The organism is Pararhizobium sp. LjRoot238 (genome assembly GCF_964252955.1).
GTDB lineage: Bacteria > Pseudomonadota > Alphaproteobacteria > Rhizobiales > Rhizobiaceae > Pararhizobium.
Genome location: NZ_CAXUPP020000002.1, coordinates 281,557 through 308,550 on the forward strand (window position 1 = coordinate 281,557; position 26,994 = coordinate 308,550).

Annotated in this window: 28 protein-coding genes and 3 pseudogenes; 18 read left to right on the forward strand and 13 right to left on the reverse strand. The window is 59.9% G+C overall.

Annotation, left to right across the window (positions count from 1 at the left end; all coding sequences use genetic code 11):
* Position 1: 1 nt before the first annotated feature.
* From ACSQ3F_RS22435 to ACSQ3F_RS22455, 5 genes are read left to right on the forward strand one after another with little or no spacing between them, the layout of a single operon-like run.
* Positions 2-844, forward strand: coding sequence for a carbohydrate ABC transporter permease (locus tag ACSQ3F_RS22435; RefSeq protein ID WP_436102445.1), 843 nt, complete (start codon positions 2-4; stop codon positions 842-844).
* Positions 844-1,899 carry an ABC transporter ATP-binding protein gene (locus ACSQ3F_RS22440; RefSeq protein ID WP_436102446.1) on the forward strand — a complete coding sequence of 352 codons (1,056 nt, stop codon included), beginning with the start codon at positions 844-846 and terminating at the stop codon, positions 1,897-1,899. Before ACSQ3F_RS22435 ends, ACSQ3F_RS22440 begins: the two co-directional genes overlap by 1 nt.
* Positions 1,899-2,669 carry a glycerophosphodiester phosphodiesterase gene (locus ACSQ3F_RS22445; protein ID WP_436102447.1) on the forward strand — a complete coding sequence of 257 codons (771 nt, stop codon included), beginning with the start codon at positions 1,899-1,901 and terminating at the stop codon, positions 2,667-2,669. The genes ACSQ3F_RS22440 and ACSQ3F_RS22445 overlap by 1 nt, the downstream gene beginning before the upstream one ends.
* Entirely contained in the window at positions 2,662-3,666 is a 1,005-nt protein-coding gene (locus ACSQ3F_RS22450) for a LacI family DNA-binding transcriptional regulator (protein WP_436102448.1), read from the forward strand. The genes ACSQ3F_RS22445 and ACSQ3F_RS22450 overlap by 8 nt, the downstream gene beginning before the upstream one ends.
* Positions 3,666-4,499, forward strand: a complete 834-nt coding sequence (locus tag ACSQ3F_RS22455) for an inositol monophosphatase family protein (protein ID WP_436102828.1) — start codon at positions 3,666-3,668, stop codon at positions 4,497-4,499. Before ACSQ3F_RS22450 ends, ACSQ3F_RS22455 begins: the two co-directional genes overlap by 1 nt.
* On the opposite strand, the gene ACSQ3F_RS22460 is transcribed toward ACSQ3F_RS22455, so the two are convergent.
* Positions 4,496-5,350: a glycerophosphodiester phosphodiesterase gene (locus ACSQ3F_RS22460; RefSeq protein ID WP_436102449.1), complete on the reverse strand. Its 855-nt coding sequence runs from the start codon at positions 5,348-5,350 to the stop codon at positions 4,496-4,498. The two genes, ACSQ3F_RS22455 and ACSQ3F_RS22460, sit on opposite strands and share 4 nt — an antisense overlap.
* A gap of 348 nt (positions 5,351-5,698) precedes the next feature.
* Positions 5,699-6,031 (reverse strand): annotated as a pseudogene (locus tag ACSQ3F_RS22465) (3-keto-5-aminohexanoate cleavage protein); the annotation flags it as partial.
* Positions 6,032-6,341: 310 nt separating this feature from the next.
* Between ACSQ3F_RS22465 and ACSQ3F_RS22470 the strand changes: the two are divergent.
* On the forward strand, positions 6,342-6,788 hold the full coding sequence (locus ACSQ3F_RS22470; RefSeq protein ID WP_436102450.1) for an SRPBCC family protein: 447 nt from the start codon (positions 6,342-6,344) through the stop codon (positions 6,786-6,788).
* A 229-nt stretch (positions 6,789-7,017) separates the two neighbouring features.
* On the forward strand, positions 7,018-8,076 hold the full coding sequence (locus ACSQ3F_RS22475; protein WP_436102451.1) for an adenylate/guanylate cyclase domain-containing protein: 1,059 nt from the start codon (positions 7,018-7,020) through the stop codon (positions 8,074-8,076).
* Positions 8,077-8,452: 376 nt separating this feature from the next.
* Here the strand turns inward: ACSQ3F_RS22475 and ACSQ3F_RS22480 are convergent.
* A pseudogene (locus tag ACSQ3F_RS22480) lies at positions 8,453-8,702 on the reverse strand (oxidoreductase); the annotation flags it as partial.
* Positions 8,693-8,959: pseudogene (locus ACSQ3F_RS22485) on the reverse strand (LacI family transcriptional regulator); the annotation flags it as partial. The pseudogenes ACSQ3F_RS22485 and ACSQ3F_RS22480, both read right to left, overlap by 10 nt.
* 88 nt (positions 8,960-9,047) lie before the next feature.
* On the opposite strand from ACSQ3F_RS22485, the gene pcaD reads away from it, so the two are divergent.
* From pcaD to ACSQ3F_RS22520, 7 genes are all read left to right on the forward strand, one after another.
* The gene (gene pcaD, locus ACSQ3F_RS22490) at positions 9,048-9,839 is read left to right on the forward strand and encodes a 3-oxoadipate enol-lactonase (RefSeq protein ID WP_436102452.1); all 792 of its coding nucleotides are present in this window, start codon (positions 9,048-9,050) and stop codon (positions 9,837-9,839) included.
* A 280-nt stretch (positions 9,840-10,119) separates the two neighbouring features.
* On the forward strand, positions 10,120-10,398 hold the full coding sequence (locus tag ACSQ3F_RS22495; RefSeq protein WP_436102453.1) for a DUF1778 domain-containing protein: 279 nt from the start codon (positions 10,120-10,122) through the stop codon (positions 10,396-10,398).
* Positions 10,395-10,919, forward strand: coding sequence for a GNAT family N-acetyltransferase (locus ACSQ3F_RS22500; RefSeq protein ID WP_436102454.1), 525 nt, complete (start codon positions 10,395-10,397; stop codon positions 10,917-10,919). The genes ACSQ3F_RS22495 and ACSQ3F_RS22500 overlap by 4 nt, the downstream gene beginning before the upstream one ends.
* Positions 10,920-11,453: 534 nt before the next feature.
* The gene (locus ACSQ3F_RS22505; protein ID WP_436102455.1) at positions 11,454-11,690 is read left to right on the forward strand and encodes a hypothetical protein; all 237 of its coding nucleotides are present in this window, start codon (positions 11,454-11,456) and stop codon (positions 11,688-11,690) included.
* A 588-nt stretch (positions 11,691-12,278) separates the two neighbouring features.
* Positions 12,279-12,413 (forward strand): hypothetical protein, encoded by a 135-nt coding sequence (locus ACSQ3F_RS22510; RefSeq protein WP_436102456.1) that lies wholly within the window; start codon positions 12,279-12,281, stop codon positions 12,411-12,413.
* Between the two features lie 262 nt (positions 12,414-12,675).
* Positions 12,676-12,960 carry a DUF1778 domain-containing protein gene (locus tag ACSQ3F_RS22515; protein ID WP_436102457.1) on the forward strand — a complete coding sequence of 95 codons (285 nt, stop codon included), beginning with the start codon at positions 12,676-12,678 and terminating at the stop codon, positions 12,958-12,960.
* Positions 12,960-13,445 carry a GNAT family N-acetyltransferase gene (locus ACSQ3F_RS22520; RefSeq protein WP_436102458.1) on the forward strand — a complete coding sequence of 162 codons (486 nt, stop codon included), beginning with the start codon at positions 12,960-12,962 and terminating at the stop codon, positions 13,443-13,445. Before ACSQ3F_RS22515 ends, ACSQ3F_RS22520 begins: the two co-directional genes overlap by 1 nt.
* Positions 13,446-15,257: 1,812 nt before the next feature.
* Here ACSQ3F_RS22520 and ACSQ3F_RS22525 read toward each other — a convergent pair.
* The 9 genes from ACSQ3F_RS22525 to ACSQ3F_RS22565 form a co-directional block, all read right to left on the reverse strand.
* Complete coding sequence (locus ACSQ3F_RS22525; protein WP_436102459.1) at positions 15,258-15,731, reverse strand: DNA cytosine methyltransferase; 474 nt, start codon at positions 15,729-15,731, stop codon at positions 15,258-15,260.
* A 32-nt stretch (positions 15,732-15,763) separates the two neighbouring features.
* Complete coding sequence (locus ACSQ3F_RS22530; RefSeq protein ID WP_436102460.1) at positions 15,764-17,836, reverse strand: ATP-dependent helicase; 2,073 nt, start codon at positions 17,834-17,836, stop codon at positions 15,764-15,766.
* Positions 17,837-17,974: 138 nt separating this feature from the next.
* A complete protein-coding gene (locus ACSQ3F_RS22535) occupies positions 17,975-18,565 on the reverse strand; it encodes a 3'-5' exonuclease (RefSeq protein WP_436102829.1) in 591 nt (196 codons plus the stop codon).
* Between the two features lie 291 nt (positions 18,566-18,856).
* Positions 18,857-19,768 (reverse strand): agmatinase, encoded by a 912-nt coding sequence (locus ACSQ3F_RS22540; RefSeq protein ID WP_436102461.1) that lies wholly within the window; start codon positions 19,766-19,768, stop codon positions 18,857-18,859.
* A gap of 211 nt (positions 19,769-19,979) precedes the next feature.
* On the reverse strand, positions 19,980-20,498 hold the full coding sequence (locus ACSQ3F_RS22545; protein WP_436102830.1) for a GXWXG domain-containing protein: 519 nt from the start codon (positions 20,496-20,498) through the stop codon (positions 19,980-19,982).
* Positions 20,499-21,001: 503 nt separating this feature from the next.
* On the reverse strand, positions 21,002-21,130 hold the full coding sequence (locus ACSQ3F_RS22550; RefSeq protein WP_436102462.1) for a hypothetical protein: 129 nt from the start codon (positions 21,128-21,130) through the stop codon (positions 21,002-21,004).
* Positions 21,131-21,140: 10 nt separating this feature from the next.
* Complete coding sequence (locus ACSQ3F_RS22555) at positions 21,141-21,398, reverse strand: hypothetical protein (RefSeq protein WP_436102463.1); 258 nt, start codon at positions 21,396-21,398, stop codon at positions 21,141-21,143.
* Positions 21,399-21,632: 234 nt separating this feature from the next.
* The gene (locus ACSQ3F_RS22560) at positions 21,633-21,830 is read right to left on the reverse strand and encodes a hypothetical protein (RefSeq protein WP_436102464.1); all 198 of its coding nucleotides are present in this window, start codon (positions 21,828-21,830) and stop codon (positions 21,633-21,635) included.
* Positions 21,827-22,222, reverse strand: coding sequence for a hypothetical protein (locus tag ACSQ3F_RS22565; RefSeq protein ID WP_436102465.1), 396 nt, complete (start codon positions 22,220-22,222; stop codon positions 21,827-21,829). Before ACSQ3F_RS22565 ends, ACSQ3F_RS22560 begins: the two co-directional genes overlap by 4 nt.
* Positions 22,223-22,817: 595 nt before the next feature.
* Here ACSQ3F_RS22565 and ACSQ3F_RS22570 point away from each other — a divergent pair.
* The 4 genes from ACSQ3F_RS22570 (at position 22,818) to ACSQ3F_RS22585 (ending at position 26,964) form a co-directional block, all read left to right on the forward strand.
* On the forward strand, positions 22,818-23,765 hold the full coding sequence (locus ACSQ3F_RS22570) for a hypothetical protein (RefSeq protein WP_436102466.1): 948 nt from the start codon (positions 22,818-22,820) through the stop codon (positions 23,763-23,765).
* Positions 23,766-23,780: 15 nt separating this feature from the next.
* Positions 23,781-24,221, forward strand: a complete 441-nt coding sequence (locus tag ACSQ3F_RS22575) for a helix-turn-helix domain-containing protein (protein ID WP_436100471.1) — start codon at positions 23,781-23,783, stop codon at positions 24,219-24,221.
* Between the two features lie 11 nt (positions 24,222-24,232).
* The gene (locus ACSQ3F_RS22580; RefSeq protein ID WP_436102132.1) at positions 24,233-24,838 is read left to right on the forward strand and encodes an IS630 family transposase; all 606 of its coding nucleotides are present in this window, start codon (positions 24,233-24,235) and stop codon (positions 24,836-24,838) included.
* A gap of 71 nt (positions 24,839-24,909) precedes the next feature.
* Complete coding sequence (locus ACSQ3F_RS22585; protein ID WP_436102467.1) at positions 24,910-26,964, forward strand: hypothetical protein; 2,055 nt, start codon at positions 24,910-24,912, stop codon at positions 26,962-26,964.
* Positions 26,965-26,994 lie beyond the last annotated feature (30 nt).

The following is a 26,994-nucleotide window of genomic DNA, read 5'->3' on the forward strand; positions in this document are numbered from 1 at the left end:
CATGGCGGAGAACTCGCAACCCTCGGCAAACTACAGCACCTGGCCCGTCATCCTGGCATTGTCGATCGTCAGTGCGCCGCTGGTGCTGATGTATGCCTATCTGTTCATCGACACGATTACCGACACGGCGGCAGGGTCGCTCATCCCGGAGAGCTTCACGCTGCGCCACTGGCGCTTCCTCTGGGAAACGCCGGCGGGCAAGCCGAATATCTGGCTCGTCACCCTCAACACGCTGATCTTCACGGCGAGCGTGACCACCGTCATCCTGCTCGTCTCTTCCATGGCCGGCTACGTGCTGTCGCGTCTCAACGTGCCGGCGCGCGGTTTCTTTCTCGCCGGCGTGATGGTGCTGCATGCGTTCCCCTCGGTAACGCTGATCATCGCCATCTTCATCGTGCTGCAAATGATCGGTCTTTATAACTCGCTGATCGGCGTCATCCTGGTGAAGGCCGCCATCGATCTGCCGCTCGGCATCTGGCTGATGAAGGGTTTTTACGACACCGTGCCCTGGGAGATCGAGATGGCCGGAGTGGTCGACGGCGCATCGCGCTTTCGCGTCTGGCGCAGTCTGGTCCTGCCGCAAGTGAGGCCCGGAATCATGGCGCTGGGATTGTTCTCCTTCCTGTCCGGCTGGAGCGAATTCATCCTGCCGCAGGTGCTGGCGCCCGGCAGCAATGTGCAGGTGCTGTCGGTCTATCTTTCGGCGCTGATCTTTGACGACAACAATTTCGATTTCGGTACCTTCAAGGCCGTCGGCGTCTTCTACATCGTCCCGGTGCTGATCGTTTACGCGCTGTTCCACAAGTACCTGATGAATATCTACAGCGGCGGGAGCAAAGGCTGATGCGCATCGTTCTCGACAATTTTTCCAAAAGCTTCGGCGCCACCAAGGTCATCGAAGGCATGACGCTCGAGGTCGGCCATGGCGAGATGCTGGCGCTCCTTGGCCCTTCCGGCTGCGGCAAGTCGACAACGCTGTTTGCCATCTGCGGCATTCACCGGCCGACTGGCGGGCGTATCCTGTTCGGCGACCGCGACGTCACGGATCTGCCGAGCCAGGCGCGCAATATCGGCGTCGTCTTCCAGTCCTACGCGCTCTATCCGCATATGACGGTCGCCGAAAACATCGGCTTTCCGCTGAAGGTGAAAGGCATGGCTGCCGAGGACATCCGCAGGGAAGTGGACCGTATTTCCGCGCTCGTCCATATCGGCAACCTGCTCGGGCGCCGCCCGGGCGAGCTTTCGGGAGGCCAGCAGCAGCGGGTCGCGCTGGCGCGCGCCCTGGTGCGCAAGCCGGACGTCCTGCTTCTCGATGAGCCGCTCGCCAATCTCGACGCGAAGCTGCGTCTCGAAATGCGCTCGGAAATCCGGCGGATCCAGCGCGAGACGGGCATTACCGCGATCCTGGTGACGCATGACCAGGTCGAGGCGATGAGCATGTGCGATCGCATCGCCATCATGAAGGAAGGCGAGATCGTCCAGATCGCCGCGCCGGCCGACATGTACACCGATCCGCGCACCGCCTTCGTTGCCGGTTTTCTCGGCAATCCCCCCATTACTTTCCTTCGCGGTGTGATGGAGAGAGGCGCCCTTGCGATACCGGACAGTGAAATCCGCATTCCCCTGCCGGTCTCCGTTGCAGCATCCGAAGGTGCAAAGCTGATGCTCGGCGTCCGGCCCGAGCATTTCACGCCGGCGGGCGACATTGCCGTTCCCGGCACGGTTACTTTTGCCGAGACGCAAGGGCGCGAGAACCTCTACGACGTCCAGCTGAATGGTGGGCCGCTGCTCCGGTCGATCCAGCCCGTTCGCCATGACGTCAATATCGGCGATGCCGTTACTTGGGCGATCGACAGCAAGGGCGTGCTGGTCTTTGCCGATGACGGACGGAGGCTTTGATGCCCCGCGATTTTTCTCCATTCTTCAGGCGCTATGGCTGGCCTTCCGGCAAGGCAACGCTTCCCTTCTGCATAGGCCATCGCGGCGCAAGCGGTCATGTGCGCGAAAACACCCTTGAGGCGTTTCGGCTGGCTTCGGATCTCGGCGCCGAGATGTGGGAGTTGGATACGCAACTGACGCGGGACGGCATCGTCGTCGTATCACATGACGACCACCTTGAGCGCGTCTTCGGTGTCGATCGTCATATCTCGCGGATGTCCGCTGCCGAACTCGCAGCGCTCGACGGCGTCAACGTGCCGACATTCGAGGCAGTGGCAGCGCTCGCTCGCGAACTCGGGGCAGGCCTTTACATCGAACTCAAGGCACCTGGAACCGGGCCCCTTTGCTGGGAACATCTCGGACAAACAAACCAGCGCTTTGCCTGTCTGGGCTCTTTCGATACCGCGCAGGTGCGTCAACTGCGCGACGCCGGATGCGACTTTCCGCTTTCGGTCCTGGTGCGCACCGGCCATGACCCGCATGCGCTCGGCGCCGAGGCTGGCGCCGATATCCTGCATCTTTGCTGGGAGAGGGCAGGGGAGCGGCCACAGGACCTGGTGACAAAGGGATTGATGCGGAAAGCCTTCGATGAGGGAAGAGAGATCGTGCTCTGGCACGAGGAGAGACCGGCCATTCTCCGGGATATCATGCGGCTGCCGGTACTCGGCATTTGCACGGATCTGCCGGATCTGATGCGGCCTGTAATGGATGGGGAAGAAAGACTTGGCTGACAAGGACAACGGACCGCGCAAGGTCACGTCTTTCGACGTGGCGCGTGTGGCGGGTGTCTCGCGCGCCGCCGTTTCGCGCGCTTTCACGCCGGATGCGAGCGTCTCGCCGAAGACCCGGGAAAAGGTCTATCAGGCAGCGAAGGAACTCGGCTACCGGGTAAACTATCTTGCACGGAGTCTCACCAACAAGCGCTCTGATCTCGTCGGCCTTGTCGCCGCCGGCCTTGACAATCCGTTCCGCACACTGCAGATCGAGCATCTGGCAAGGGCGTTGCTGGCCCGCAATTTCCGTCCGATCCTGCTGCCGACGTCGAAGGAAAGCGACACGTCCGCGGTCATCGGACAATTGCTGCATTATGCGGTGTCCGGCGTCATCGTCACCTCGGACGCGCCGCCAACGGAGATCTGCGAGCAATGTGCTGCCGAAGGCGTCCCGATCGTGCTCATCAACAAGGGGGAGGACATTCCCTACGTCGACAGGATCGTCTCGGACGACCGCATGGCCGGACATCTCGCCGCCGAACACCTGATCGAAGGCGGCGTGCGGTCGGCTGCGGTCATGGCCGCACCGGCGGTTTCCTACACGGCGCGGCGCCGCAGCGAAGCCTTCCTCACCCGCTGCAAGCAGCTGGGGTTGCAGGCGCGGCTGATCCCGCTGCAGGTCAATGATTATCAGAACGGCTACAGCGCTGCCGGCGATCTGGGGACGCTCGGCGTTGAAGGTGTCTTCTGCGCCAACGATTACATGGCCTGCGGCGTCATCGACCGGCTGATGGGCGATCTCGGCCGTCGGGAGGAGCCACCGATCCGGATCATCGGCCATGACGACATTCCGCAGGCAAGTTGGGCTGCCTATGCGCTGACGACCATCCGCCAGCCCTGCGATCTTCAGGCCGAACAGACCATCGACCTGCTGATAAGCCGGATGGCCGAGCCCGACATGACGGCGCGCGTCGAGTTCACGCCGGTGTCGCTGATCAAAAGAAGGACTGCATGATGCCTGCCATATTCGATCCCTCCACGCTTCAAGCGCGCGCCGAGGCAGCGATCCGGATCGCGCGGCAGGTTGGGCGGCAAGCCGCCCGTTTCCGCCAGCAGGCGAAGGCCGGCACTTTGCACGTCGAAAACAAGGGACTGCAGGACTTCGTAACCACCGCCGACAGGCAGGCGGAGCAGGCAATCCGCGACGGGCTGCTGGCGCAGTTTCCCTCCGACACGTTCATCGGTGAGGAAAGCGGCGGACGGACTGGACCGGCCGGAACATGGGTGGTCGATCCGATCGACGGTACAACGAATTACATTCGCGGCTTCCGCCACTGGGGCGTTTCGATCGCCTTCGTCGCCGACGGCAGGATCGAGATCGGCGTGATCTACGATGCAGCACAAGACAAGGTTTTCCACGCCATTCGTAATGGTGGCGCCTTCAAGGACGGTAAAGAGATCCATGCCGCTGCGACCAACGATCCGTCAAAAGCCATGATCATTCTCGGCCATTCCCGCCGCACCAGCTTCGATGATTATCTTGCGGTCGCAAAGCGGCTGTATGAGCGCGGCATGGACTATCGTCGCATGGGTGCTGCGGCGATCGGCCTGATCCGCGTCGCTGAGGGCGTCGCCGATCTCTATTACGAACGGCATCTCAACGCCTGGGATCTGCTTGCCGGAGCGCTGATCGCGCAAGAGGCTGGGGCGAAGGTGGCTATGCCACGCCTTTCGGACCTTCTTGATCGCGGGGGTCCGGTGATCGCCTATTCGGCCGGCTTGCAAAGCGAATTCACCTTTCTTCTCGACATGGAGCACTTGGCGCCGGCGGAAGTCCTCCGTCGTTAGCCCGCAATGCGCTTCGACCAAGCCCGCGCCGTCGCCGGTGCTTCGTCCGTGGTGATCTGGTCAGGTTTCAGCGCCATCAACGCCGAAAAATCGCGCCACTCGACATCGCTGAACCCGCCTACAGGGTCCTTCAGCGTGAAGGTCCACGCATCGACACGTTTGCCTTCGCTGCGGCAGAGAGAAACCATGTCGAGGCCGTCGCGGGCGGCCTGCAAAAGCAAAGACCATTGAAGATAGACGGTGTCCGGCTCTGTCGGGCCGCTGACATCGGCGAGCAGGTTCTTTTCGACCGCCTGCAGCCCGTCTTGCCGGTAGATCAAAGCAAGTTTGTCGGTCGGATCGATGCCGCGCAGCAGGTGCGGCAGCTTTTCCTTCACGGCGACGATGAGATTGAGGCAGTGGCCGCTGACAATCACCGAGGCGGTCATGGTGTGGAAATGCGCCGCCAGATGCGCAATGCCTTTCGCGCCGACCGCTTCGTAATCGTCCTTCATGTCGAATTGCAGCAGCGCATCGGGATGAGCCGACTGCAGCATGGCAGCAAGATCTTCGCTGAATGTCAAATCCCTGCCGCCCTCGCGCATACGGGCATCACGTAGCTCGTCAAGGCTCTTTTGGGATATTCGGCCGTGGCCTGTCGTTTCGCCTTGCAGTTCGTCATCATGCAGTACGACGAAGCCGCCATCGGCGCGCACGCGCAAATCGAGTTCCATCGACGCGCCGAGGGCAAGTCCCATCCGCATGACGTCGGTGGAAAACAGCGGATCGGAAAGCCGCCGGCGAAGCCGATGCCATTTCAGCCGGACGGGATGACCGTCGTTTTCAATTTCAATCTTCAGGTCCGACACCATGGATGTACCCGCCTTGGCTTGTCACGTTGTTTTTTTGCTTAACCGTTCTGGATAGTTCGTTTGGCATGAACACGCCCGCCGTCAGATACAAGAACCATCGCTTTCCATGGGGGCATCATCGGCGCCGATCGTGACCCCACCCAGTTTCCATTTGCGTCGGTAAATCAAATCCTTAGGCTCACATCGCGTGGGGGTCAGCCTTCAGTGCCGATTCACAGCCGATCTGCTATCTGGTCCGGTCAGAGACGCCCTAGAACGCTACGCATGCTGTTTGAGGTACGTTAGGACCATCGCAAGCGTTGCGATCAAAGCCTCTTCCTTTTAGTTTAGAAGGACCAGGCGTGGCTATCAAACCCTCGGCATACCGATTGGCCTGAGATGGCGCCGGAGTGCTGCGATGCGGAAGATGGCGTTGGCGGCGCCATAGCCCCGGTAGCCGCGACGCTCGACGATCTCAAAGAAGAAACCTTCGCCATACGTTGGCGAATAGAGCTGGAAGTACTCGCCATGCTCGTCACGATCATACAGGATATTAGATGCCTTCAGCCGTTCAGTCATCTGCGGATCCAGGCCGAAACGCACTTCCACGTCCTCATAGTAATTGGGAGAAATTGACAGCGGTACAAAGCCGTTCTGCTGCAATGCCTTAGCCGTCGCGAAGATGTCGCGCGTCTCGAATGCAGGTGCTGGATGCCATCACGCCAGCGATTCATGTACGAGAGCTAATAGCCACTAGGGCCCATACCGCCACTGCGATCGTCGCCGATGGCAGCTGAACGCTGCTGACGACGAATGCGTTCCAGATTGGAGCGCCCCGACTGGCGACCATCGATCATCTTCGGCGCCATCTTGGGCGCTGGGCGGTACCCCTTGTTGGGGGCGAGCTTCTGCCTACATGCTGTCACATGGGACGTCCCGCGATCGGACGGGACGCGCCACGTCCACCCTCCGCCTCAGATGGGGCAGGCAATAGCAACCACAGGAGAGACCGATGCAAGAGCCCCTTGTCGTCCGCCGCGAGACGCAGATCCCGGCGCCGCCCGCCGCTGTGTTCGCGCTTCTGACCGATCCAGAGCAGATTCTGCGCTGGATGGGAACGGAAGCGCAAATCGAGCCTCAGCCTGGGGGGCTCTATCTCGTCAACGTCACCGGTGCTCGGTTCGCTCGCGGATCCTTTCGCGAGGTGGTGCCGGTACACCGCCTGGCCTACAGCTTCGGCTGGGACGGCAGTGAGGTGGTACCGCCGGGGTCGAGCCTCGTCGAGATCGACCTGATCGAGCAGCCGGACGGAACGCTGCTGCGCCTGACCCACACCGGCCTGCCCAGTGCCGAGCAATGCGCCGGTCATGCGGAAGGCTGGGCTCACTACCTCGGCCGGCTGGCCGAGGTCGCAGCCGGGCGTGCCACGGGTCCGGACCCGTGGCACGGCAGGGTGTGACTCCTTTCCGCTCTCGAAATCGTCGCCCGTGAACCGATTGCACCTTCAGGGCAACACCGGCTCGCAGGCGTTTCGAAGGCGGCCTCGCCCTGAATGTCACCTCTGCTCACTCCGCCCTTGAGTACTTCCTGTCCTGTCGTGGGATGTCCACACGCGGAAACATGAGAAGCAAGAGCGCCATCGCCCCGGTGCCGATGACAGCCTGCAGTCGCCGTGGCATGATCGAGGCATGGATCTGCCCGCCCCCCTCGTCTGGCTGGTTGACGAGGCCTGCGCCTCGTCCAGCCCCGCATCGTTCCTTGCCGAGCTCGGTGGCCGGCTGCTGGCCGACGGCCTACCGCTTTCCGGTGGAGCGCTGACGCTCGCAGTGCCGCATCCGATTATCGCCCGCCGCACTTGGTTATGGCGGGCGGAGACCGGGGCGGTGATCGAGGCACTGGGCTTCGCCAGCGGCCCGCCCATCCAAGCTGGGCGCGACTGGCTCGTGGGGCTCGGCCCGGTGCGGCAGGACACGGTCGGCTCGGCGCCGGACAGTCCGGTACTGGCCTGGGCCGGGGCTCGGCCATTCTCCGCCGCCGAGGCCGACCGGCTGCGCCAGGCCGCGCGCTTCGCCGCAGCGCCCTTAGCCGCCCTGGCCGCGCGGGCGGCGCTGTCAGCGCTGCTCGAGGCCTATCTTGGCCGGCGTAGTGCGGCCCGGGTGCAGGCCGGCGCGCTCTGCCGTGGCACCGGCGAGACCATCCGCGCCGCGCTGCTGTGTGCTGATCTGCGTGACTTCACTGTCCTGTCCGAGGCGACGGAGCCCGCGGCGATGATCGCTGCCCTCGACGCTTGGTTCGAGCGTGTCACCGGGGCGGTGCACGCTTTCGGGGGTGAGGTGCTGAAGTTCATCGGCGACGGCGTGCTGGCTATTTTCCCGGTCACCGGCGCGCCGGGCGAGGCCTGCGAAGCGGGGCTGCGCGCGGTTGCTGCAGCCCGCGCTGGCATGGCCCATCTCGATGCGGTGCGGCAGGCGCAGGGGCTGCCGCCGCTACCCTTTGGTGCGGCACTGCATTTCGGCGAGATACTGTGGGGCAATATCGGCGCGGCCGACCGGCTGGACTTTACCGCCATCGGTCCGGCGGTCAATCTGGTCAGCCGGCTCGAAGGGTTATGCAAGCCGCTTGGTCGCAGCGTGCTCATCTCGGGCGCGGTGGCGGCGAAGACGACAACGGTTTTGGTCCCGTTGGGCGAGCACTTATTGCGCGGTATCGCTGATCCCTGCGCGGTCTTCACCCTGCCGGAGGACTGAGTCCGCGGATACAGGCGAGGATACTACGTGCGTGACTAATATGGGCGACTGTCGGTACATATGTGCAGGCAATCGGCTTTGGCAGGCGCGGCCATTACCACAGGCCGCTCTGGGTCATCAACGATTCCGGTTCCACTCAACGTCCACTTACAAGCGGCGATGTCGACCCGATGAAGGTCCGGAGATCCCCTCCAAGGCAAGGTCCGTGAAGGGTCGATATCAGCCGTCGCAACGAGGCTGAAACGCCGCTCGAGCCGCGGTCCAGCGCCCAGGCCCCCAACAGCCGCGCCTGCCCTTCGACCCAATGCCGAGCCAAATTGAGCCTTGCCTCGTGCTTTTGGCAGCAAGACCGCCCAAAATGCAGCGACTGGGCCTTAAAGGCCTGCTCGACCGGCCGCAGGAAGAGGTCAGCGACGTTGACGTGATCCGGCGCTCCAATGCGAAGAGGATTGTGTCTGCGATATCTGGGCCCTGCAGGAAGGTCATCTGTTTGGCGAGATTGTCCATCTGCTGGCGATAGCCGGGATCAGTGATGGTCGCAGAGCTCGGCTGCAACAGGTGACGCAAATATTGTGCTTCTATCCGACTTCCATGCGCAGACCGTCGGAGAAGGCGGTGGACCGGTGATGTGAACCAGACGCTTGCGCCCGGCCTCCTTCAGCCATGAGGTCGCAAGTTCGGCGCCCTGCCCGTCGTCGGCGGCGAACGTCACGCTATCAGGTGTTCCCGTCGTGACAACGTAGACGACGGGCACCGGCAGGCCAGCGGGGTCGATCGGGAGAGAGCTGTCGATCCGCTTGCCTGTCGCGATGATGCCGTCCACCTGCTTATCCAGCATGGCATCAACATGGGTCTTGCCGAGCGCGGGATCGTCTTCGATTGCGGGATTGATGGCTTGACGCAGCGGCGCGACGACGCACCCGGGTGGAGGACCTTCATAGCGCGGATGACAAGCCAAGGCTCTTAGTGAAATGCCCTTTGCCACAGTCAATGGAGCTTGCCTGCATTATCGTGTCGCGGGGCGGTCCGGCCGGCCGCCGATCGTCTTTGCCAACTCTCTTGGCTCGGATATGCGCATTTGGGGCGAGGTAGAGGAGCGGTTGAGAGACAGGTGTGAAATGCTGTTTTTCGACCAGCGCGGGCACGGGCTGTCCGAGGTGACTGAGGAGCCGTACTCTATCGCGCAACTGGGCGAAGATCTGGTTGGCCTTCTCGACCACATCGGCTGGCGGGTCGTCTGTCTCTGCGGTGTTTCAGTGGGTGGCATGATCGCGATGCTGGTCGCAGATCGACATCCAGACCGGATTTCCGGTCTCGTCCTCCTCGACACGGCGGCGAAGATCGGGACTGTAGAGAGCTGGAACGAGCGCATTGGGGCCGTTGAGCACGGTGGCCTTGCCTCGATCAGCGAACACGTTCTTTTCCGGTGGTTCCCGCCTGGATACGCCGTTCGCCATCCGCAGCGTTGGGCAGCATGGCGGCGGATGCTTGAGGGCACACCCGTCCAGGGCTATATCAACACGTGCAAAGCACTCCGTGACGCTGATCTTCAAAATCACCTTGCGCGCGTCACGCTCCCCACGGTGGTACGGGTGGGAAGCGCAGATCAATCAACACCGCCGAACCTGGTTGCCGCCACTGCGCAGAAGATAGCGGGTGCTGACTTTGCGATTATTGCCGGGGCAGGGCACGTGCCATCGATCGATGCTCCGGATGCGGTTTCAGACGCAATCTGGTCGATAGGGTCGACTGGTCGTGCTTGACCGAGATGTCAGCACGGTTTCCGAAGCAGAGTTTCCGGAACCGTACGAAGACGTTTTGACTATCGCAGCTTCGTCCCTTAACGAGAAAAGAAGCATTCGCTTAAGCGCCTGCGGATGCAGAAGTCCGGTGGCTCCGGCCGTCCAGCCGTCGATATTAGCGGCCTTCCGCGTCGCAAATTCTACCGCCGCTATGACGATTAGCAATGTACGCCTTGAAGACGCACAACCATCGACAATCTAAACAATATTGCGTATACTCCAAGGATAGATGGAGGCTGACATGCCGAGCGTAGCAAATGAGAATAGTGAGCGTATGAGCCTGCGGATCCCAGCAGCTGCAAAAGCCAAGCTGGTGCGCGCCGCTGCGCTTAGCAATACGGACCTGACGAATTTCGTGACGCAATCCGCACTGCGGGAAGCAGAAGCGGTAATCGAAGAAGCCGAAACGATCAAAGTCTCGGAGCGGGATTACCTGCGCATCCTCGAACTATTGGAAAATCCTCCTGCGCCGAATGCGAAACTGCTCGCTGCTGCTCGCGCGTTGCCGAAATCAATATGACGGCTTGGCGTGAGGAGCCGATCGCCAAACAGCACGATCGCAAATCTTTCGACTGTGGTGATGCCGATCTCAACGATTTCCTACAGCGCTTTGCGCGACAAAGCCACGAGCAGGGCGGCTCAAAAACCTTCCTTGCGATAGACGAATCAGACGGCAAAACGATCTACGGCTTCTATAGCCTGGCGCCCACATCGATCGATCCAGACAAAGTACCGGAAAGTGTAAAGCGAGGGCTTGCCCGTCATGAATTGCCGGGGTTTCGACTGACGCGTTTGGCCGTAGATAAACAACGGCAAGGGCAAGGTATGGGCGGTCAGCTTTTGCTCGCAGCCGGCAAGCGATGCCTGCGTGCGGCGTCCGAAGTCGGCGGCGTGGTCATGGCGATCGACGCCAAAAACGACAGGGTTGCCGAGTGGTACAAAACTTACGGCGCGTTACCGCTTATCGAGTCGCCCCTGACGCTTGTGATTCCTCTCAACACCTTAGCGGCAGCGTTGAAAGCTGCGGGTCACGACGCCTGATCATCGGTCTTTTTCTCTTCTAACTTCGCTGGTTCGCCGGCATACTCCCAGCGTATTCCAGCATCCATCAAACTCCGGACAAAGCGGTCTTGGCCGATCGTTAAATCACAACGATGGACAATCAAAAAAGCAGTCTCGACACAAACGTCCTGCGTGTAAATTACCGACAGATGCCAGCTGATGGTTTGGATAACCGGATCGTTCTTGTCATTGGACGCCCTCGTTTCCCTGCTTTCGTTGTTGCAAACGGAGCTCGGTCCCCAGGCGTTTTCTCGAGACTTCTGTGGATGTTGCCATGCTCTCGCTGCAGAGAGCACGCTCTCAGCTCTGCTCAACATTGGGCGTGCACGACGGCTGATCCTGGCAAGCAAAAATGGCTCGCGAGCTCGCAGGCGCATCAAAAGCAGGGACAGCCATCGCGCAGACGAAGAAATGATGGGTTGCCATCCTCTTGAGCAGCGCTCGCCACGCAAACAGACCTATCTACTTAGCCAGCTTACTGGTAGCACCAAGAAAACCCACCGGAGTGCCACCATGAACCTCGACGACAAGTACCAAATCATCGTCAACGCTTTCCACAATACCAGGTGGGGCGTTTCGCCAACCGCGACACGCGGCGCGGTCGAAAGTCATGCCAAAAAGCATGGGCTCGAAGGGGCGGAATACACTGAGGCCCTCAACGGCGCGATGGCAGCTGGGCTTGTTGCGCAGATGGCGGATTCGGCTCTGACGATCCGGAACGCCGGCCGGAACCTGCTGCCTAAGCGATAGCCTGAGCGTTGGATGGCTGTAGCCCTGTCCCGCAACGGCGCCGGCCCTTCGACCGGCGCTTCAATGCCTCAGCGGCACGCCGCACGCGACCCGACATCAATTGATCCTTGCCCGTCACCATGCTAACTGCCGTCGGCCGCTAGGCGGGGCGGCAAGAGGGCGTGGCTGTTCTACCGGTTCACCACGCATCCACATAACGGGCCCCGTCTCCGGCGACTGCAGGATCGGGCTTGAACCAACGTCGGGATCGTATAGATAACCCAACGGATCGCGACTGCCATTAACTTTAGAGTGGGGTCGGGCGGCAGATTGACGTCACGCCGCTGCCACGAGACTACGTGGCCGCTCCTTGTATCCCGATGCGATACCTTGTGGGATGTTTCCAAACGGTTCGAATATTTCAACCTCTCCCGGTGTGGTGGAAGAGGCTTTGTCCTTCTATCGTGACCAGACCGAACGGCATCACAGCGCGATGATAACAGGCGACATCGAAACCGCACCGCCGCTTCGCGAAAAGGCGCATAATCTCGCTCTACGTTCGAGCAAGGGTGAGGCCGACATTTTGGCCGGATCGGCGCGCCCGGCTGCATGCTGGCACGGCTGACCGCTGCGGAAACCGGTAAAGTGCCGCTCTGGGGGCAAACCGGTAATTTCGTCGTTACGGTACGGGATGCGCGCGTGCGCGCCGAGATGGACGGCATGTTCGGGATCGGCGTGAAATAGTAAATTGATAAGTTTCAGCGCGCATGTGGTAGATTGGGACAAGTCGTTTCTCTCAGAGACCGGCTAGGCGACCGCAGTTTCTGGGCATCCGCGCCGAAATCTCACCCGGGCTGACACCGAACTCATTCGTCTCGACGGTGATCAGCGCTCATGTCCAAAAGGAGCTGAAAGGGCGACTTAGGGACATCAGCCTGCAATACCGCAAGAAATAGATACACATTGTGTATGCGTTTGTGGTATATTGGCCCTGAAGGAAGATGCCATGACCAGCAAAAACGCCACCGATACCCATACCCGCGCCGTCAATTTGAGGGTCCGTGAGGACGTTCGCGTCCTGATCGACCGTGCCGCCAAGGCCCACGGAAAAACCCGTTCGGATTTCATGATCGACGCTTCGCGTCGTGCCGCCGAAGACGCGCTTCTAGACCAGACATTGGTGCAGATCGATCCTGACAGCTATAAACACTATCTCTCCGTGCTCGACCAGCCGCCGAGCGGTGAAGGCTTCGAACGGTTGATGAACGCTCCCAAACCCTGGCAGCCGTAATGTTTTCAGCACCAACGCTTCTCGGCGAAGCGTACGATCTCCAGCTGTTCGACAGCGGGCATGACAGTCTCAATGAATGGTTGCGCCGTCGGGCGCGGGCCAATCAGGTCAGCGGCGCATCGAGAACCTATGTGGTTTGCGAGGGCGAGCGCGTTGTCGGTTATTATTGTCTGTCATCGGGGGCCCTTGCAGTTGTGGACGCGCCGGGGCCGATCCGGCGCAACATGCCGGACCCTATTCCCATGGCCGTGCTCGGCCGTCTGGCCATCGATCGCAACTGGCAGGGAAAAGGAATCGGAGCGGCGCTGTTGCAAGACGCTGTGCTGCGTACCGCACAGGCGGCCCACATCATGGGTATTCGCGGCCTTCTGGTCCACGCGATCTCCGAAGAAGCTAAGGCCTTCTATGAGCACTATGGCTTTATCGCATCCCCCGCCAACCCTATGACGCTCGTCATGTCGCTGAAAAGCGGTGCAGACCGGTAAACATCACCCATGCTACGCCGAGTTTGTTCATGCTTCCTCATCACAGGAACGATCCCGACCGCGTTTTTCAACAACCGGTCAATGGCCTTCTCAATGCGCGCCTCGAAATTTCCAACTCAAATTGATGCCGATGGAGGCCGAAGACATGTCCAGAAAACGTCCCACTGACTTTATCCTTCCGAGTTTCCGGTGATATGACGATGCATCGGTTGAGATTTGCAGGAATCAGCCTGCCGGTAATTCTGATCGTATCCGGTCATCGGCAACGGGCACCCAAAGTCGCGATAACCGCCATCGTGCGAAAACCCTTCATTCTCGCAAACGCGCGCCCTCCTCAAGGCACACCGAAAATGGGTGCCTAAAATGGCTTGATCAAGGCGGAGACTGGAGGCGTCTTTTTTGCATATTTTATGCATTTCCTTTGGGTCAGGCGTTTTATGGGCCTTCGTGTGGCGCTGGGCCTGCTTTGAATCAGACCAGCTGAAGGTTCGCTCAATTCATGTTCGGTCACACCCGCTCTTGCAAGGTGCCTGTTCGCCGATTGTCGGTTCGCCCCAAAATGGTCCTGCAATCTACGCGATTACACTTGACGACTACGGCAATCTTAGCGATAGTTGAAATGCCACGCATAGTCCAGTGTATTTGAGCACGTAAACATTCGGCCCTTCTCTTCCCGGAGAGGGGCCTTTTCACCCTTTAATTAACTGCGAGCGGTGTCGACTGGACTTCCGCCAGGAAAACGAAGCCCATTGACCGACGACGAGAAGGAACGGGCGTGCGTCGCAGCAATTTTCATGTTGATGCATTAGCGGTTTGAATCTCGTCCGAAAGTCGATTCTCCGATTGTTTCAGGGAGCGCCGCACTTTTGTCAGTAGACATAAAATTTCCTCGTCAATACTTAATTAGTCAGCGTTATTTCTTTTCTTGCGCGCTCGTGCGCGGCCTATGCACAGAGTTGCTGCGGCGCACGTCATTGTAACCAGTCCCAATAGCGCCGCGTTGATCAGCGGCATGTAGAGTGGATTCCGTAACAGCTCCCCTCTTCGGCCGTCCATCCAAACGGGCAGAGGAATGAAGAATAAGAACGTGATGGCTACAAACAAAGGAAGGATAAAATGTCGGAACCGGACTTCGCGCGACTGAGCAAAAGAAAAAGGGTAGCCCAATCCTATTTTGATGTTTGCGACCGCGGAAAAAAGAACGGCGACAATGGTGATTACATACAGCATAAAGCTGAATGATATATAATACCTAATATCCTGTGCTGGATAATTTTGAAAATTGGCAATTTCTACACTAAACTTTGGTATGAATGACATAATATTTGAAGCTGAATTAATGTCAAAAACAAATCTTGGTAGAAGTAGCGAAGCACCGTACACCGCGTAGAATGTCAAGCCGAAGTAGTTAAAGTATAATTGGTAGAGCCTTTTGAATCGTCTATCCTCTATGTCGTCTGCCATCCTAAGAAATAGCGGAGTGTTGTCGTTTTTCATATGCTTCAACTACGTACTTTGACTTTATCACTACTGCAACGTCTATGAGGAGGGGCCGTTTCCTAAATTAGCGGTAGACTGCAATCCTTAGTAGCGCAATCTTTAAGGGTGTCAATGAGCTCTGCAGTCGGGCGGTGAATTATTCACAGAGCACTGCGTTTGCGTACGCAATTCGGACGGGGCTCGCAGTTTGAGGATAACCCAGTCCGTTGCTCTACCTTGAGCAATCGGCGGTCATATGGGACCAAGCGGACGGAATGCTAACGAGTTTTCGAGTTGAAACACGACTTGGCTGTGACGCGATCCAGTGCCTTTCTATGCCGAGTTGGACTTATAAGTTTGCGTCACCTGCGGATGACAAGCAGCGCAATCCAACTCATTCTTCGGCCAAGAGGGTAGCGGTGCGTCGAATCTTTTACCGCGGAGATCTGGCTCAAGCGACGGCGCGTCCGACACAAATGCGCGAACCTGTGGGTCGGGCCGCTGGTATCGGGACGCCTCGAGCATTCTTGAGTAGTCGTAGCGTTCTCCTGCGAGTGCCGAACGAACCGCGAGGCCGATTGCCTGACCGATGGCCGGTGGGACTGCATTGCCGACCTGTCGAGCTGTTGAGTCCTTGCCTCCGGCGAAATCCCACCAATCGGGAAATCCCTGCAGACGGGCACGCATCCGCAGCGTGAGCTGTGGAAGGAATCCTTCGCCGCCGGCGTCTGCCACCTCCTGAGTCGGCGCAACCAGATCGATAAAATCTTTTGGATCTACCTTGGAAATCGACTTTTTACGAAGCATTTAGCCATGCCTGTGCGACACCGGCCATCGGACTATTTCCACATCGTCCGCATCCTTGCGGCGACATCGATACGGATCTGTCGGGCACTCCGTTCGGAGGCGGCCGCGCTCACAATGGGCCATGTTGCCGTTTCGAAGAACTGAAGAAGTGTCGCTGGAATGAAGCGGGTTCGCGACGCGTAGACATGTCGGTCACCCTGCGCGTTCTGGCCACCCGTGAAGAACCGTTGCGGCGTGATCAGCGTCAGGCTGTCTTTCGCCCGCGTCATGCCGACGTAGAGCAACCGGCGCTCTTCCTCGATGTCATCCGTGGTGCCGGTTCCGAGATCGGAGGGGATGCATCCGTCGATGACGTTTAGTATAAAAACCGACCGCCATTCCTGCCCCTTGGCGGAATGGATAGTGGAAAGAATGAGGTAGTCCTCATCGAGGAGCGGCACGCCTGCCTGATCACTCGTGGCGTCCGGCGGATCCAACGTCAACTCGGTGAGAAAACGCTCCCGGCTCGGATATCCCGCCGCAATCTGCTCAAGCTGAAGCAGGTCCGCTTTTCGTGTCTCAGCATCTTCATGGATACGGTCAAGATAGGGTTCGTACCACGCGCGCGCCTGGGTCATTTCGGCGGGCCAGCCGGCATCCGCCTTTCCTAGACCCACAAGAAGCTTCGCCAAAGACGGCCAATCGTCGCCAGCGCGCGGTGGTGCTGGAATTTCCAGTAGCGCAAACAACGGCTCCGGGTTCGCGGCAATCGCATCGAGAATCCTGGCGGCCGTCTGGGATCCGACGCCGGGGAGAAACTGTAGCAGCCGGAAGCCGGCGACGCGGTCCCGCGGGTTCTGAGCGAACCGCAGAATTGCCAGCATGTCCTTCACATGGGCACTGTCCAGGAACTTGAGGCCACCGAATTTGACGAATGGGATGTTTCGGCGTGTCAGCTCCACTTCCAGCGGGCCGCTATGGCTGGATGCGCGGAAGAGGACAGCCTGCTGCTTGAGCGTCATGCCGGCTTCGCGGTTCTCCAGCACTTGTTCGACGATGTAGTTCGCCTGGTCGTTCTCATCCTTTACTGTCAACAGCTTCGGTCGCTCCGCCGACTCTCTGTCGGTCCAGAGGTTTTTGGTGAACCGCTCGCGTGCCAGGTCGATAACGCCATTGGCCGCGGCAAGAATCGGCTGGGTTGAACGATAGTTGCGATCCAGGGTGATGACCTCCGCGGCTGGACTGAACTCCTTCGGGAAATCGAGGATGTTTCGAACGGTGGCGGCACGGAATGAATAGATGGACTGCGCATCATCGCCGACGACCGTCAGGCCGCGGCCACCCGGCTTCAAGGCCAACAGAACCGAGGACTGGAGGCGATTGGTGTCCTGATATTCATCCACCATCACGTGGTCGAAGCGGTTGCCGATGTCCTCAGCGAGCTCGGGGTCGCTGACCATCTGTGCCCAGTAGAGTAGCAGGTCGTCGTAGTCCAGGACGCTCTGCGCTTGTTTGGCGTCCACATAGGCCGCAAAAAGCCGCTTCAACTCCTCTTCCCATCCGGCGACCCAAGGGTATTGCTTGCGAAGCACCTCCTGGAGTGGAGTTTCGGAGTTCACCGTCCGCGAGTAGATGGAAAGGCAGGTTCCTTTCGTCGGAAACCGGGTGTCAGTCTTCGAGAACCCGAGTTCGTGACGGGACAGATTCATCAGGTCGGCAGAGTCTTCGCGGTCGTGGATGGTGAAGTCGACATTGAGCCCGATCTGCTCGGCATAGATCCGAAGCAGACGCGCTCCGATTCCATGGAACGTACCAGCCCAGGCCAGCGCATCGGTCATGACTGCGGCGTTCGCTCTCAGAACCTGGCGACAGATGCGCTCGACCCTTCGCGACAGTTCGGCCGCTGCCCGACGGGAGAACGTCATCAGCAGGATGCGACGAGGATCGGCACCATTGACGATAAGGTGGGCCGCGCGGTGCGCCAGCGTATTGGTCTTTCCCGAACCGGCACCCGCAATGATCAGGAGAGGGGGCCCGATGTGGCTACCGACTTGCGTCACCCCGTGTACGACAGCACTGCGCTGCGGCTCGTTCAGTTTCTCGAGATATGTCGATGTCACTCCCATTCCCCCAACACCTCTGGCATCTATAGTTTTGCTCAGAAGGAGCGCACGCGCCTCCGAACGGCCTGCAGAACAAATCGAGAACTATCAGGTCTTTGGGGTGTTGGAAAGGACCTGGTGTTCGACACCCAGCCACACCTGTCATTTCTTTCGGCAGGTGCAGGCGTCGTAGCCCCCGGAAAACAGGCGGCCGGCCCTCATGCCGATCACTACCGGAATGTCGCGGACATGCAAAAGGCGAAGAGACCGGGCCATCGCGATCGCTGCCTCTGCACAGATTGCTGCGTCCTCGGCGGCATTGTGATGCTTGAAGCTCAGGCCGAGATGACTGGCCAAGATGTTAAGCTTGTGTGATCCGAGATCCGGCCAGACCCTTTGCGCCATCTTCACCGAGCAGAGATAGGACAGTTCGGGGTAACTCAAACGGTAGAGATCGAGACAGGAGCGCCAGACGCTGAAATCGAAGGCAGCATTGTGGGCGATCATGGTGGCGCCGCGAAAGTCCTCGGCGAACTCATCCATCACCTCGGGAAACTCACCGGCATCCTCTACATGCTCCGGGCAGATGCCGTGGATGGCAATGTTGAAGGATGAAAAGCGCATGTTCTTGGGACGGATCAGCCGCTCCTCGACCCGCGCGACCCGGCCATCCTCGATCCAGGCCAGACCGACAGAACAGGCGCTGCCACGCTGCTCGTTGGCGGTTTCGAAATCAATGGCGATGGTCTTCAAGGCGGTGTCCCGGTTGGTCTTGTCCATCTTCTAGCGTTGAGCGAGTGATTCGGCATCCTTCCGGGGAACATTTTCCCGGAGACGGGCGGGCTCGTGCCCCGCCCGCACTGAGACGCTAGCGCCGTCGATGCCGGTCCGTCGCGCGGGACTTCTCATTCACCGCTGTTCCGACATCGGAATGGAGGTCCTTCTCGCCCCGGCGGCCGGTTCTCGGCGAAGAAGGTTGAAAGTATCCTCTCGGCAGCGGATAGAACCTTGTCGGGCCATCATGCTAGGAGAGGAAGCCGGGTTTCAAACCTGCCGGACGATGGTGCCGATCACATTGGCGAGAAAGCGCGCGGCGGTCAGGGCCGACAGGCCGTCAATATCGGCGGGAGGATAGAGCTCGACAAGGTCGAATCCGGCGATCCTGGCCCGCCTACCGAGGCCCGCGATCAGGTCGATCACCTGCGTGTAGGTGAGGCCGCCGGGCGTACGCGCCGCCACGCCCGGCATGATGCCGGGATCGAGGCCGTCGCAGTCGAGGGTGACGACGATCCGTGCTCCTTCCGGAATATGCCGGAGTGCGGCTTCGACGCCCTGGGCGTGAACCTCGCGGGCGGTCACGAAGCGGCTGCCATAGTGCCGCGCCGCTTCGATGTCGGTGAGGCGCGCGCTGCCGACGCTACGGAGGCCGACCTGCACGATGCCGGCGACATGCGCCATCTCGCTCGCCCGGCGCATCGGGCTCGAATAGCCGTAGCGTTCGCCATGCACCTCGTCGCGCCAGTCGATATGGGCGTCGATCTGCAGGATCCAAACCGGTCCGTGATCCGCAAAGCCGGCGAGGAAGGGAATAGTCACGGAACAGTCGCCGCCGAGCAGGATTGGTACAGCCGGCAATGCCAGGACCTCGCGCGTCTTCGCGTCGATCCAGGCCCGGTTGCCGGCATTGTCATGCATGGTGGTCGGGATGTCGCCGGCGTCGATGCATGAGACCGGCTTGCCGTCGAACAGCGGGCCGCCGAGATCGAAATCCCAGTGTTCGACGAGCGCGGCGTCGTCCTGGCTCGCAACGCGGATGGCGTCGGCGGCAAAGGCATAGCCACTGCTGTCCTTGCCGGGATAGGTGCTGCCGTGACCTGCTCCGAAGATGACCGCACGGGGCATGTGGCCATCGGCGAGGCGATCGGGAAAGCCGAGAAAGGAAGGCGAGGCGGTCATTTCTTGATGGTCCTGATGATGGTTTAGCTGAAATTTCGGTGTTGAGGGTGCTGGTTAGGATTGTTTGCGGAAATCCTACACCAGGCCGAGAACCCGCTTTCCGTGATCCGGGCCGACTATCGGTCTGAACCGGAATAGTACGGAGCCCTGTCTGCCTTTGGCTCCGTCTATTCGGGTTCGCCATCGACTTCCCCTGAGCGTCTCTGGATCGTCAGGTTTGGACGCCTTCCAGTGCATGGTTACCAGATGAAACTCGCCGGAGCTTGAAGAAATACCGGCGCGGGTCGTCGTGCACGCACATCATCCCGACCAGTTCGTCATCACTCACACGCCGGAAATGGTCCACGATGGGCTGTTTGTCGTAGACCATTGCCGCGCTCGCGACTTGTTCGAATGTTTGGAGCATTATCGAAGCTGTCGTACCTTTTGCGCGGAATGCCTTCTGAAGGTGCGAGAACATGTTCCGAGCAAGACCCGTTCGTCCCAGCGGCGCCGCCTTGATCACCAGCCTGATGGGGACGTAGCGGGGATCGATCGCTACAAGCGGTCCGGGCCGCCATTGGAAGAGCAAGGCGTCCACCCGCATGTCGGCGTGGAAACGCTTGCCGAACCACCCAAGGTTTTCCAGCACGCCGTCCAAAGGATGTCCAGAAGGGATGCCGACGCCTTTCCAAAGTCCTAGCATCTCAACGGGATGGACTGCCTCCAGCGACTGGAACCAGTCCTTCATCTTGTTCTGCGGGTTCGCTTGCACCGAAGTCCTCCAGCATAGTCAGGCTTGCGGATAAATCGGAGCGGACGTCCGAAGTTCCGGCAGTCGCGTCACCTAAATCCACCAAAATCAAAGATGGGTCGATACTCGAAGGCCCGGCCCGCCAACCCGTGTCCATCGCGTTCGCCGGTTCGTCCTCGTCAAGGAGATTGAGCGGTGGAGGGCTGACTGTCTCGATGGATGGCTGAGACGGCCTGGGAGACGACACGAGCAGTCCCCTCTCAAACTCGCCGATCGAAATTTTTTCAACAGGAGGGCCCACTTGGCGTCGAACGCTACCATTTTGATTTGCCTCGCTAATCTGTGAATCTGCTAAAACCGAGGGAATATATTCCTCATTTTGGCCGCCTTGACTCCGCTACGCGGGCAGCGCTGGATCAGTATTCCAGCGGGCTGCAGCTCATCGCTCCCACCTTCATTGTGGGTATAGTCCCCATGGTCGGAGATTTCGCCACCCGGCATCAGGAACTCGGGTGGCGCCAGCCCGGAAGCTCAAGGGCGCGCAGCACGTCGTATAGCCCCGCGAGCGTTGTGACGTGCTTGATGTCCTCGCGACCGCGATACTTGATTGTCCAGGCGTAATACGTCATGCGCGGTCACCTAACCCTCATCAGTCGGATGCAGGTGCAAAAACAGGCGGGCATCTATGATTGGCTCTTCTGCCGGGTCTGGATCTTCCGAATAGGCGAGGCGAAGGTTTCTCAGAACGTCCTCTATTGCGTCCATTGTCTCGACCGTGCCCCAGCCGTGCATATTCGCTTTGTCGATGATCTCCAGCAGATCGCGTTCGACCGCCTCCTGGCAGGTAAGTTGACGGTCTGGGTGGCTCACTGAAAATTTTGCGGCTTCGACTGTCATGGTGGCCTCCTGCTGCGGAGAACATCAGGAGTGTCTAATTTGTTCCTTCGGGCATGGTCATTTCCGGGGAGGCATCCCGCATGTCACTACTGATAGTTTTACCAGTTGCGGAGAATTTCGATTTGGATGACGAAGAAGTAGATCACAGGATCGACCGGATGGCCGAGGGGTTCGGCAATGTCGCTCATCTGAAGCAGGACACATCGACTACCTCAACGAGATCGGACGGGTTTTCTAGCCCATGCCTGAGAAACCGAGCGTCGGTTCGACGTCCTGCCGCTCGCCACTCATGGCTCGGAAAGACTTCGCTATGTCCTCCTCGAGCACGGAAACAGGCTCGAATTCCATCAGGCTGGAGGTTGCCGCGCCAATCTGGTCGGCGACTTCCTGGAGTTCCTCACGGTCGATCGTGCTGAACGCTGTCTCGATCAACGGCCGGGAGAGCGCCTCCAGACGGCAAGGTCTCCTTCCGCGTCCCGAAGGGCGGGAAGGACATCCATGGAAATCCTGCTCCGGACGTCGTGGCCGAACTTCCTTGTCGGATCCCTGCCGCCGTAGCACGCAAACTGGAAGTCCTTCTCGCTCGTCGGTGCCCGCCCGAGGCCTGGGCGCGTCCTGTATTCGTATGTCAGCGCGACCGTGCAGGGGTCTCCAGGCACACGGAAATCCGTCAGGACGGCGAGAACGTCCGGGTCGGCCTCGAAGTCCTTGATTTCAACGGAGACAAGGATTCGGCTTTCCTCGTCGAGTCCTTCCAGACCATCCCAGAAGTCGCCGAGGGACAACTCCCGCGCGCTGTCCGGCAGCGATGGATCGAATATCAACCGTAGACCATAAAGCAGGTTCTACTTCCCGACACGGTTCTCGCCGACGATAACGACGTTGCCGGCCAGCGAAACGTCCAGGCCTCGAAAGTTCCTGAAATTTTCGATCGTGGTCCTTGAAAGGTACATTAGTTTTCTCGCTGGAGGTCTCTTCAGAAATCATAGCCGATTCGCGGTGTAGTTGTCCTTGTCCAAGTTGTTCGTCCTGCTGTCGACCGACGTGTGGTTTGCGTAAAGACAGAGGGGGCGCGGCCCGTAACGGGGCGGCGCAAATCCGTAACGATAGGGGCTGATCCTTGCTTGATTTTGTTAGGAGCCGATTATTTTTTTGCCCCGCCGGAGAACCGGGAAAACATTGCAGCGGCTGACGGGGATCCGCTCACGGTGTTCGGTCATATCGCAACGTATGGCGAAGCCCGCCCTGGGGATCGTCATCCTTACCTAGGCGCGATGCGCGAGGGATATTTTCGAGAGTTCCGGACGCGTGTGTGTGAACTGGTGCTCAGCTTGAAAATCGGGAATCATAGCCTATCGGACAATGCCTGCGTGAACGGCTCAAGCAGCATTGACAAAGTTGGGGATGACGGGGCCCATCATGGCGCAGATCTCCTGCTTTGCGATAACATCGGGCATGTCCGACCTCTCCGATGAATCGCAGCAGGAACAAGTCTTTACGCCTTCCGCATACATGCGGCAGAGGCGACCGCACCTCTTCTCGGATACAACCGTCCGGTCGACCCCGGTGTTCGACCGTGAAACGCTGTCCTACCACCTCGAATCCTTGACGAGTCGCAAGGACGAGGGAGTTTTCGAATCCTTCGCAAAGAGGCTCGCGGAAAAATTCATCTCTCCCAACCTCCGACCTCAGACGGGACCGATCGGCGGCGGCGATGGAAAGACCGACGCCGAAACTCATCCGGCGTCCAGAAGCGTCGCGCTCCGCTGGTGGCTGCCGGATATCGAGGCCGCCGATCAGCGCTGGGCCTTCGCGTTCAGCGCAAAGAAGGACTGGAAGGCGAAGGTCAAATCAGATGTCGCATCGATCGCCGGAACAGGGCGGTCGTACCCGAAGATCATCTTCATCACGAGCAGGTTCGCTCCGGCCAAGGACAGCGCCAGGATTCAAGACGACCTGGAGGCTGCGCACGGAATCCCCGTGACCATCCTCGATCGGACCTGGATACTTGAGAAAGTTTTCGAGGGCGACAGCGCCGATATAGCCGCTGATATTTTGGGCGTGGGAAAGGGCGCTGAAAAGACGGTTCTTAAGGTCGAGCCGGAAGACGCCCGGAGGCTCGGCGAGCTCGACAAGCTGGAGAGGCGGATCGCGGACGGGGCTGAATACAGAGGCGCCGCGTCGGCTCTGGTGGAAGACTGCCACACGGCGGCCCTCCTTGCCCGCGGCGTAGAGAAGCCGCGGCACGAGGTCGATGGCCGTTTCTTGCGAGCGGTGCGCCTGGCAAAGGAACATTCGCTTGCCAAACTAAGCAGATTCCATCAGCTTGACCAACGGATAGCAAGTGTGATTCCATCTTGGCGGTGATTTGTGGGGTATGGCATGGCAGGTAAATCTCCGGTGATGGCCGGTGCGGAGCAGCGTGAGGCACTGCGCATGTTGGCCCGTTCACGCGACCGCGGCGAGGCGGATCGGGCACGGGCGCTGTTGTTGACGCTATCAGGCTGGACCAGCCCGCGCATTGCGGAAGCCTTCGGCGTGCGCGAGGATACGGTTCGCCTCTGGCGCAGTGATTTCGCCCGCGGCGGCGTCGAGGCGTTGCAGGCGACCGTCGCGCCGGGTCCGGCACCGGTCAAGACCGAGGCGGCGCTTCGCGTCGTCACTCCTCTGCTCGATGCTCCCGTTGCCGACCGGCCCAACTGGACAATCGCGCGCCTCATGGTTGAGATCGAGGCGCGCGAGGGCATCAAGATCGGCCGGTCGCAACTGTCCAAGGCGCTGCGAAAAAAAACTTCCGCTGGCGGCGACCTCGACACACGCTGAAAGGCCGCCAGATCGCCGAGCAGATCGAGCGCGTGGGATTGCGCCTCCAGTTGCGCAAGGCTCAAGCCGAGGCTGGCGACATCGTCCTGCTTTATGGCGACGAGAGCGAGGCCCTGACGCATCCCTATCTGGCGCGGGCATGGGCCAAGCGTGGTGCCGATCTGCGGGTGCCGGCGCCAGGCCAAGCCCAGAAAGTTGCGATGATCGGCTCGCTCGACCACCTCACCCGCCAGCTCATTGTGCATACGAGCCCGACCAAGCGCAGCAGCGACTTCCTCGCTCACCTCGAGCAGCTTGATCGCCTGTACGCCCCCAAACCGGGACGAGCGACGACGCCGGTCGTACTGGTCGAGGACAACGGGCCGATCCACCTCAGCAAGCTCTCTCTGGCCGCGATCGAGGCCCGCAAGCATTGGCTCACCGTCGAGTGGCTGCCGAAATACGCACCAGAGCTCAACGACATCGAGGTCGTCTGGCATGATCTCAAGGCCCATCATCTCGCCCACCAGACCTTCGGCGGCACGCAGACCCTCGATCGCGCCATCCACGCCGCCGTCGCCGCCCTAAACATCGAGCGGAACATCCGTCCGTTGGCCAATCCAGGAATCTCTGCTTAGAGCTGGCGGTCACCTACGACTGGGCTTGGACCACCTATTTCTGGTTCGATGATGTGAAGACCCTGGGCCAGATGTACGACGACGTGGAACGCCTAGCGCTTTCCAGCGATACGGCCGTCGATCTCGAACGCCTGTCCAATCTGCTCACCCTCTTCCACACAGCGGTGAGGTTCGGGACGATCACTCGGGATGATGCGAAGCTTGAGCAACGCACGCGGAGCCTGAGCGAAGCACTTGCCGCCGCCCAGGCCGACGGATCGCGCCCTAACAATGCGCTGCATGCGCATGCCCTGGCGCTCCTCCTGAAGCTGACGCAGTACGTGAACGAGACCTCCATAGATCCTTCCTACAACGGCAGTCTGCCTGTTCTCTGGGACGAATTCACCCAGGTCATCGAGGATTCCAAGGGTCTCGGCACGTTTCCTTTCGAGCAGATGGCGGACACGCTTACGGAGGTCGGCGAATTCATTCCCGAGTGCCCCGAGTTCGACCGCCTTTACGAGGCATTGACGGACGCCGTGGTCGAGCGCCGGAGCGAAGGCGAGGGAGCGACCCGGAACTGCGAGCGTGCTTGGCAGAAGCTCGACAAGGATCTGCCGTACGAGGCAATCCGCTGGTTCGGCCGCGCGGTCAGCTTGCTGGTCAAGGCGGAATACAGGCATGAGCTGATTGACGCGCTCGTCGGATCCAGTGTCGCGTACGAGAGAGCCGGATTGCTATGGGCTTCTCGAAACTACGCGCTCGCGGCAGTCTCTCACCAATGCGGCGAATTCCATCGCTCGGGCTCGATCTCCGATCTCTCCCCGCGCACACTTGCGAGGTGGCTGGCGACCGAGCTCCAGCTCGGTAGGGTTCCCTACATCCTCAACGCTTACTACATGTTCGTGGCGGTCCTGTCCGGTCGACTGCCTTCCGCTGAGCGCGACGAGGTCCTCGCCAAGGAGCAGATGCGCTACGGCGGAATCGTTGGCACGCTCCTGCTCAGGACGCCGTTCGGGGTGCTCGCGGATGTGACCCGACTGCCCGATGGTCTGGCACGCATCGGATTGTCGCAGGCGCGCATGGCGCTGCTCCATCTCATTGGGCAGGAGGACCTTCTTCGCGAGGAAGGCTACGTCCCGAGGGAGGTGTCGCAGGAGGAATACGCGGACTTCTTCGATCGGTTCGCCGCCATCGGAAAGGAGCTCGGCGTCGCTGATACTCCGGAATACATGCTCGCTGCAGTGGTGACGTTGCGATCAAAGGTCCTCGGCTGCGAGATCGAAATCATATGTGACAACAATTCGACATCGGTCTCGATCGGCGAGAGCCTTCTCGGAACCATCGAAGGCCTCCTGTCAACGAGCCTTGGTCATCGCATGATACCGATGATCGACAAGCTTCGGCTGAGAATCAGACCGGTGGATGATGCCGGGGTTGCGCCAAAGCTTGCATTTGTCGATGAAGACGGCCGCGCGGTTGGCATCGCTTCTCACCGCGGGCGGCTGACCTATCGCACTGTTGAAGAAGCGCGGTCATATCCGGATTGGCTGACCGAGGCTTCGACTGAGATCTTCCTGAGGCTGGTTCAACCGGACTCTCCCGAGGATTGGGCTCGAGCCGTCATTAAAGAGGAAAGCGGCTTCAGCCGCGCGGTGACCTTCTCCAACGTTCCAAACGACATCGGTGTGATACTCGGCGCCGATCGCAACGTATTCACGATCGACGACTGGATCGAAGAGAGCGACACACATTACAATGTGGTTCGTGACCGCGCGTGGACGCCGTCGGCCCTGGAGGAGCCTGAACACGCAAGGGATCCGGTCGTATTTGGCGAAGGCGAGCCGCCGGATGGCATGTTCGACTTCGAGCGCATGAAGCACAGCGACTTCCGCGTGATCAGTCCGATCGATATCGAAAAATGGAACGCGGCGAAATGGCGGGCGGTCTTCTTCATGACAGTGGAAGGTGACGGTCCTCCGCCGGTGATGTGCCTTGCCTTTCTCAATGCCGAGCCGGGCAGGGCGATATTCGAATCCTGGCAGACGCTATATGGCTTGGATGATCCGGACGAGAACCTGCGGATCGCCGTCAGGGCGCTTATGGCAGGCCCGAAACCCAGCGTGGCGACGAGCTCCCCGTATTGATCAGTATCGGGAAGCAAGGAGACGAAGTTA

Coding starts and splice junctions, on each gene's coding strand:
- ACSQ3F_RS22500 (WP_436102454.1), top strand. CDS start 10,395: ATGACGGCTTGGCGTGAGGAGCCGATCGCCAAACAGCACGATCGCAAA.
- ACSQ3F_RS22555 (WP_436102463.1), bottom strand. CDS start 21,398: ATGACAGTCGAAGCCGCAAAATTTTCAGTGAGCCACCCAGACCGTCAA.
- ACSQ3F_RS22520 (WP_436102458.1), top strand. CDS start 12,960: ATGTTTTCAGCACCAACGCTTCTCGGCGAAGCGTACGATCTCCAGCTG.
- pcaD (WP_436102452.1), top strand. CDS start 9,048: ATGCCCTTTGCCACAGTCAATGGAGCTTGCCTGCATTATCGTGTCGCG.
- ACSQ3F_RS22440 (WP_436102446.1), top strand. CDS start 844: ATGCGCATCGTTCTCGACAATTTTTCCAAAAGCTTCGGCGCCACCAAG.
- ACSQ3F_RS22475 (WP_436102451.1), top strand. CDS start 7,018: ATGGATCTGCCCGCCCCCCTCGTCTGGCTGGTTGACGAGGCCTGCGCC.
- ACSQ3F_RS22585 (WP_436102467.1), top strand. CDS start 24,910: ATGTACGACGACGTGGAACGCCTAGCGCTTTCCAGCGATACGGCCGTC.
- ACSQ3F_RS22470 (WP_436102450.1), top strand. CDS start 6,342: ATGCAAGAGCCCCTTGTCGTCCGCCGCGAGACGCAGATCCCGGCGCCG.
- ACSQ3F_RS22525 (WP_436102459.1), bottom strand. CDS start 15,731: ATGCTTCGTAAAAAGTCGATTTCCAAGGTAGATCCAAAAGATTTTATC.
- ACSQ3F_RS22505 (WP_436102455.1), top strand. CDS start 11,454: ATGAACCTCGACGACAAGTACCAAATCATCGTCAACGCTTTCCACAAT.
- ACSQ3F_RS22510 (WP_436102456.1), top strand. CDS start 12,279: ATGCTGGCACGGCTGACCGCTGCGGAAACCGGTAAAGTGCCGCTCTGG.
- ACSQ3F_RS22550 (WP_436102462.1), bottom strand. CDS start 21,130: ATGACGTATTACGCCTGGACAATCAAGTATCGCGGTCGCGAGGACATC.
- ACSQ3F_RS22435 (WP_436102445.1), top strand. CDS start 2: ATGGCGGAGAACTCGCAACCCTCGGCAAACTACAGCACCTGGCCCGTC.
- ACSQ3F_RS22545 (WP_436102830.1), bottom strand. CDS start 20,498: ATGAAGGACTGGTTCCAGTCGCTGGAGGCAGTCCATCCCGTTGAGATG.
- ACSQ3F_RS22530 (WP_436102460.1), bottom strand. CDS start 17,836: ATGGGAGTGACATCGACATATCTCGAGAAACTGAACGAGCCGCAGCGC.
- ACSQ3F_RS22495 (WP_436102453.1), top strand. CDS start 10,120: ATGCCGAGCGTAGCAAATGAGAATAGTGAGCGTATGAGCCTGCGGATC.
- ACSQ3F_RS22445 (WP_436102447.1), top strand. CDS start 1,899: ATGCCCCGCGATTTTTCTCCATTCTTCAGGCGCTATGGCTGGCCTTCC.
- ACSQ3F_RS22540 (WP_436102461.1), bottom strand. CDS start 19,768: ATGACCGCCTCGCCTTCCTTTCTCGGCTTTCCCGATCGCCTCGCCGAT.
- ACSQ3F_RS22570 (WP_436102466.1), top strand. CDS start 22,818: ATGGCGCAGATCTCCTGCTTTGCGATAACATCGGGCATGTCCGACCTC.
- ACSQ3F_RS22460 (WP_436102449.1), bottom strand. CDS start 5,350: ATGGTGTCGGACCTGAAGATTGAAATTGAAAACGACGGTCATCCCGTC.
- ACSQ3F_RS22455 (WP_436102828.1), top strand. CDS start 3,666: ATGCCTGCCATATTCGATCCCTCCACGCTTCAAGCGCGCGCCGAGGCA.
- ACSQ3F_RS22575 (WP_436100471.1), top strand. CDS start 23,781: ATGGCAGGTAAATCTCCGGTGATGGCCGGTGCGGAGCAGCGTGAGGCA.
- ACSQ3F_RS22515 (WP_436102457.1), top strand. CDS start 12,676: ATGACCAGCAAAAACGCCACCGATACCCATACCCGCGCCGTCAATTTG.